Here is a 5,655-nt window from a genome sequence, read left to right as displayed (position 1 = left end):
CCCGTGCGTGTGAAAGTATGGGGCGATTTTGCCTGCTTCACACGCCCTGAAATGAAAGTCGAGCGCGTGACGTACGACGTGATGACGCCTTCCGCCGCGCGAGGCGTGCTCGAAGCCATTTTCTGGAAGCCCGAGTTTTCGTGGCGTGTGCAGCGCATCCACGTGCTCCGGCCCATCCGCCGCATCTCTTTGCTTCGCAACGAAGTCAACTCCAAAGCCTCGGAGCGGGCAGCGAAAGGGTGGGCGAACCATGGCGGCGGGTATTACACCGACCTCGACCGCACGCAGCGGCACACGCTGGCGCTGCGGGACGTGGCCTACCTCATCGAGGCCGACGTGCACCTCCGCACCCGCACGGGCGACGCCCATCCGGCCAAGTACCGCGATCAGTTCCGCCGCCGTGTCGCCCGCGGGCAGTGCTTCCACCATCCCTACCTCGGCTGCCGCGAGTTCGGAGCCGCCTTCGCCGAACCGGACGGCTCCGAACAGCCCATCGACCGCACCGAGGACCTCGGACGCATGCTCTTCGATCTCCGGTATGGAGACGGGCGCGACCGACCCCTCTTTTTCCGCGCCCGCCTCGAACACGGCGTGCTCCACGTCCCACAGGAATGCTACGATCACCTTGAAAAGGAACCGTCATGATTCTCGAAAAACTGCGCGATTTGCACGCGCGCATTGAGGAGGAACTCCCTCCGGCCTATCACAAAAAACAGCGCATCCGGTGGATCCTCGCCCTCGACGAAGAGGGACGTTTCCTGAACTTCGAGCGCGCCTCGACCGGGAAGAAGGATTACATCGAGATGGTTACGCCGTATCGTATTCGCCCGGGAACAGCCCCTAAACCTTTTCTCTTTGTGGACAAGCCGTCGTACGTGCTCGGCCGGCCCGATGCGGACACGGAGAAGGCGCGGGCGCAGGCTAAGGAACGGCACGAGGCGTATCGAAAACTGGCCGAGGCGTGCGCGCGCTCGGTGGGTCGGCCGGAAACCGACGCCTTCCTCCATTTCCTCGAAGAGCACATCGAAGCGGCGCGGGCCGACCCGGCGACGGAGGCCATGACGCCGGGCGACCTGATCGCGCCGCGCGTCGGCGAGACGTTTCTGACGGATCTGCCGGAGGTCATCGCATGGTGGAAGGCGCGGGAGGATGAACGCGCCGCCGAGGACAGCGACTTCGTCGCTACGTGCATGCTGTGCGGCAAGGTGAAACCCATCGTGCAGGTGCATCCGGTGGACGTGCGCGTGGGACCCGACTCGGCCCCGCTCGTCTCGGCCAACAAGAGCGCCTTCGAGTCGTATGGCCTGCATCGTTCGGAGATCGCGCCGATGTGCCAGCGGTGCGCACGGACCTACGGCGAGGCGCTGAATTATCTCCTCAAGAGTCCCCGGCATCACCTCTTTCTCGGCGGGCTCCACTGGATCTTCTGGACGCGTGAGGAGACAGGCTTCGACGTGATGAAGCTCTTCACCGATCCCGACGAAGAGCAGGTGCGGAGGTTGTTGCTGTCGGCGAAGACCGGCGCGATGCCGGAGTCCGTCCGCGCAAACGAGTTTTACGCGCTTGCCGTCACGTCGAACAAGCGCATGGTAGTGCGGAGCTGGCTGACGATGACCGTGGCCGAGGCGCAGCGCAACCTGGCGCGCTACTTCGAACATCAGCGCATGCTGGACCGGCACGGGCTTTCACCGCCGTTCAAGCTGCTCAGCCTGGCCGGGGCTACGGTTCGCGAACTGAAGGATCTCTCGCCGCAGGTCGCGCCGCTGTTGTTGGAGCACGCCCTGACCGGGCGCCGGCTCCCGCTCTCGCTCCTGCATCTGGCCGTACAACGCGCCCGCTCCGGCGGGGAGCACGTCATGACCCGACCCCGAGCGGCGCTCATCAAACTGGTGCTTTTATCTCAACCTGATCTATCGGAGGAACGCATGGTACACGAATCCCTCACCCCCGATCACCCGAGCCCCGCCTATCAGTGCGGACGCCTGCTCGCCGTGCTCGACGACATCCAACGCAACGCCATCAACCCGAAAGCCACGCTCGTGGATCGCTTCTACGGGGCGGCCTCGGCCACGCCCGCAAGCGTCTTCGGCGTGCTGCTCCGCAAGGCGCAATCGCACCTGAGCAAGTTGCGAAAGGAGAAGCCCGGGCTCCACCATTATTTCGAACAACAGCTCGGGGAGATCATGAGTCGCCTCGAAGCTTTTCCCCGCACGCTCACCCTCGAAGAACAGGGCCTCTTCGCCATCGGATACTATCAGGAACGATATCGACCACGTCCGGGAAAGGACTGATTCCTTCTTGCGCCCGTGATGCTGAAGGCGAGGATTGAAATGCCATCGGATGCTACCGGCAGAAGTGCCGCCCGCGCAAGACGGACGACGCAAATGTACATGCGGAGGCGGAAGCCGAAGCCTCGGAATGAAGCCCTCCTCTGAACCCTAATTCCTTTTTTTAAACAACCTTGAATCGGAGAAACCATGAGTGAAAAGAACGTTCATCTCGACGCCCAACGACGCCACGATTTCGTCTACCTCTTCGACGTTACCGACGGGAATCCCAACGGCGACCCGGATGCCGGCAACCTGCCCCGCGTGGACCCCGAGACCATGCAGGGACTCGTCACGGACGTGTGCGTCAAGCGCAAGATTCGTGACTTCGTGGACGCCTCGCGCGGCACGGAGGCCCGGTACAAAATCTACGTCGAGCGTCTGGGCGTGCTCAATAATCAGCACCAGCGCGCGTATGAGGCGCTCGGGCTCGAATCGACCGGAGCGAAGCAGGACCTGAAAACCATTGATGCAGCGCGGAAGTGGATGTGCGAGAATTTCTATGACGTGCGTACGTTCGGCGCCGTGATGACTACGGGCGTCAACTGCGGGCAGGTGCGGGGGCCGCTCCAGTTGACCTTCGCCCGGTCCGTCGATCCTATCGTGCCGATGGACCTTTCGATCACCCGTGTGGCGGTGACCCGTCCGGAAGACGCGGTGCATCTCGTGGAAACGGAAGATGGTTCGGAGGCGCGTGGCAAACAGACGGAGATGGGGCGCAAGGCCATTGTGCCCTACGGGCTCTATCTGGGCTTCGGCTTTTTCAACCCTATGCTGGCCGAAGACACCGGTTTTGACGGTGACGACCTCAAGCTCTTCTGGCAGGCGCTGACGATGTGCTGGGACATGGACCGTTCCGCCTCGCGCGGCATGATGGCGCTTCGCGGGCTGTACGTCTTCTCTCATGAGAACAGGCTCGGCAACGCTCCGGCGCACACCCTCCTCGACCGCATCCGCATCCCGAGCGCCGGGGCCGCCCCGCGCTCGTTCGGCGACTATGTCGTCGAGGTGGACGATGCCGGCCTGCCGGAGGGCGTGACGCTCACGAGGCTCATCGGTTGATGTGATGGCCTGGGCGGAGGAGGACCTCGTGCCGATCTCGGCGCTCCAGCACTACGTGTACTGCCCCCGTCAGTGCGCGCTCATTTACGTGGAGCAGGTCTGGGACGAGAACATCTATACGCTGCGGGGTCGCCGGGCGCATGAACGGGTGGATGCGCCCGGCCACCGGCAGCGCGGCGAAGAGCGAACCGTGCGCGCGTTGCCGCTGTGGAACGACCGCCTCGGGCTCGTCGGCAGAGCCGATGTGGTCATCTTCAACGAAGACGGAACGCCGTACCCCGTCGAGCACAAGGTGGGACCGCGCAAGGCCCGCCGCGCCGACGAGGTGCAACTCTGTGCGCAGGCTCTGTGCCTGGAAGAGATGTTCGGCCGACCCGTCCCGGAAGGCGCGCTCTTCTACGGACGCTCCCGTCGCCGGCGCGAGGTCGTCTTCGATGAGGCGCTTCGCTCGGTGACGGAGAGGACCGTCTCGGACGTGCGGGCGCTCTTCGGACAAACGAAGCTCCCTCCGCCCGCCGCCGACGCCCGGTGCCGTCACTGTTCGCTCCTCGAAGCCTGCATGCCCTTCGCGCCGAAGCGCATGCGCTCCATGGAGGCGCTATGATTCGACAACTGCTCAATACCCTTTTCGTGCAGACGCAGGGCGCGTATTTGCGGCTCGATCATGACACGCTCCGCGTCGAGGCCGAGGGCGAGACGATCCTTCGCGTGCCGTTGCTTCACCTCGGCGGGCTGGTGGTCTTCGGGAATGTGATGCTCAGCCCGTTCCTCATCCATCGTTGCGCCGAAGACCGGCGGCAGATCGTATGGTTCAGCCGCTCGGGGCGCTTCCGGGCGCGGCTTCAGGGAGCGGTCTCGGGTAATGTGCTGCTTCGGTGCGCGCAATTCGAAGCCGCTCGCGACCCGGACCGCACACTCACGCTGGCCCGGGCGTTCGTCGCGGGAAAGGTGCGGGGCGGGCGGCAGGTGCTCCTTCGGGCCGCTCGCGAGGCCAAACGCCCGCCCGCCGTCCTCCGGCGTGCGCTCGCCACGATGGACTGGGCCGCCGAGGCTCTCGAAGAAGCCGAAGACACCGACACCGTGCGCGGCATCGAAGGACAGGCCGCCGCCGATTACTTCGCCGCCCTCCCGCGCCTGATCCGTAATGGGGATTTTACCTTCGGGGGACGCAACAAAAGGCCGCCCCGTGACCCGGTCAATGCCGTGCTCTCGTTCGTCTATACCCTCGTCCGGTCGGATTGCGAAGCCGCGCTCGAAGGGGTGGGCCTTGATCCGCAAATCGGCTTTCTGCACGTGCTCCGTCCCGGACGACCGGGACTTGCGCTCGACCTCATGGAGGAGTTTCGTGCCTGGTGGGCCGACCGCCTCGTGCTCACGCTCATCAACCGCCGACAGCTTCGGAAAAAAGACTTCGAGGAAAAACCGGGAGGCGCAGTGTATCTGAATGAGAGCGGTCGGCGCGAGGTGCTCACCGCCTATCAAAAGCGGAAACAGGACGAGCTTCGCCATCCGCTTTTCACCGAGCCGGTTCCCGTGGGGCTGATCCCATACGTTCAGGCGCGTCTGCTGGCGCGACACCTGCGCGGCGACCTCGACCGGTACGTCTCCTTCACGCCCCGATGACTCCGGCGGCTGCACGACTGCACCAACCCTTTGGAGCCCATGCCTTCTCCGGCCCCCTATGGAAGACGATACGATCTGTTGATCACCTACGACGTTGAAACGAGCACCCGGGCCGGCCGCCGACGCTTGCGCCGCGTGGCTAAACTCTGTGAAAGCTATGGACAACGTGTACAGTATTCGGTGTTCGAATGTCGCCTCAACCAGGCCCAGCTCGAAACGCTCGAACATAGCCTCGTGCGAGAAATCGACGCCGAGACGGACAGCGTCCGGATCTATGTGCTCAAGGGCGGGCGCGAGGGGGCGATTTTCGTGTATGGAAGGGACGATTACCGGGACTTCGATGAGCCTCTCATCGTGTGAATGCGCGAACCTGAAGCGAGCCCATGTTTTCCGGGAGATTCGCGAAAGCGTGATGGGGATTATGGCTCAAAATCGAAGATTTGAATCTCGAATGCTAAATTTTGTCTCTGTTGTATTGTCTGGTATTGTGGCAAAAATCAGGTTTTTTATGGAAATTGGGGCCGTCGCACCCGCTCCTGAGAGCGGGTCGCACCCGCTCCAACATTCGACCGGTCGCGACCGCACCAGAGAGCCCGTCGCACCCGCTCCTGATAGCGCGTCTCACCCGCTCCGTAAGCCTCAC

6 protein-coding genes are annotated in these 5,655 nt (G+C 63.5%); all 6 read left to right on the top strand.

Going from position 1 to position 5,655, the window contains the following annotated elements; all coding sequences use genetic code 11:
- Window positions 1-645 (top strand): type I-C CRISPR-associated protein Cas5c (cas5c, locus tag AC1HIY_RS14250; protein WP_479577464.1); only part of this gene is annotated, 645 nt, incomplete at its 5' end.
- Window positions 642-2,291, top strand: coding sequence for a type I-C CRISPR-associated protein Cas8c/Csd1 (cas8c, locus tag AC1HIY_RS14245; protein WP_479577463.1), 1,650 nt, complete (start codon window positions 642-644; stop codon window positions 2,289-2,291). The genes cas5c and cas8c, both read left to right, overlap by 4 nt.
- Window positions 2,292-2,477: 186 nt before the next feature.
- Window positions 2,478-3,389: a type I-C CRISPR-associated protein Cas7/Csd2 gene (cas7c, locus tag AC1HIY_RS14240; RefSeq protein ID WP_479577462.1), complete on the top strand. Its 912-nt coding sequence runs from the start codon at window positions 2,478-2,480 to the stop codon at window positions 3,387-3,389.
- Between the two features lie 4 nt (window positions 3,390-3,393).
- Window positions 3,394-3,993, top strand: coding sequence for a CRISPR-associated protein Cas4 (gene cas4 / locus AC1HIY_RS14235; RefSeq protein ID WP_479577461.1), 600 nt, complete (start codon window positions 3,394-3,396; stop codon window positions 3,991-3,993).
- Window positions 3,990-5,012: a type I-C CRISPR-associated endonuclease Cas1c gene (cas1c, locus tag AC1HIY_RS14230; protein WP_479577460.1), complete on the top strand. Its 1,023-nt coding sequence runs from the start codon at window positions 3,990-3,992 to the stop codon at window positions 5,010-5,012. Before cas4 ends, cas1c begins: the two co-directional genes overlap by 4 nt.
- 39 nt (window positions 5,013-5,051) lie before the next feature.
- Entirely contained in the window at window positions 5,052-5,372 is a 321-nt protein-coding gene (gene cas2 / locus AC1HIY_RS14225; protein WP_479577459.1) for a CRISPR-associated endonuclease Cas2, read from the top strand.
- Window positions 5,373-5,655 lie beyond the last annotated feature (283 nt).

It is taken from the genome of Rhodocaloribacter sp., assembly GCF_056451265.1.
The sequence above is the reverse complement of the archived record's forward strand: the minus strand, read 5'-3'. Positions and strand labels throughout refer to the sequence as shown.

Excerpts from the sequence above, each read along its gene's own strand:
- cas8c (WP_479577463.1), top strand. The coding sequence starts at position 642 with ATGATTCTCGAAAAACTGCGCGATTTGCACGCGCGCATTGAGGAGGAA.
- cas7c (WP_479577462.1), top strand. The coding sequence starts at position 2,478 with ATGAGTGAAAAGAACGTTCATCTCGACGCCCAACGACGCCACGATTTC.
- cas4 (WP_479577461.1), top strand. The coding sequence starts at position 3,394 with ATGGCCTGGGCGGAGGAGGACCTCGTGCCGATCTCGGCGCTCCAGCAC.
- cas1c (WP_479577460.1), top strand. The coding sequence starts at position 3,990 with ATGATTCGACAACTGCTCAATACCCTTTTCGTGCAGACGCAGGGCGCG.
- cas2 (WP_479577459.1), top strand. The coding sequence starts at position 5,052 with ATGCCTTCTCCGGCCCCCTATGGAAGACGATACGATCTGTTGATCACC.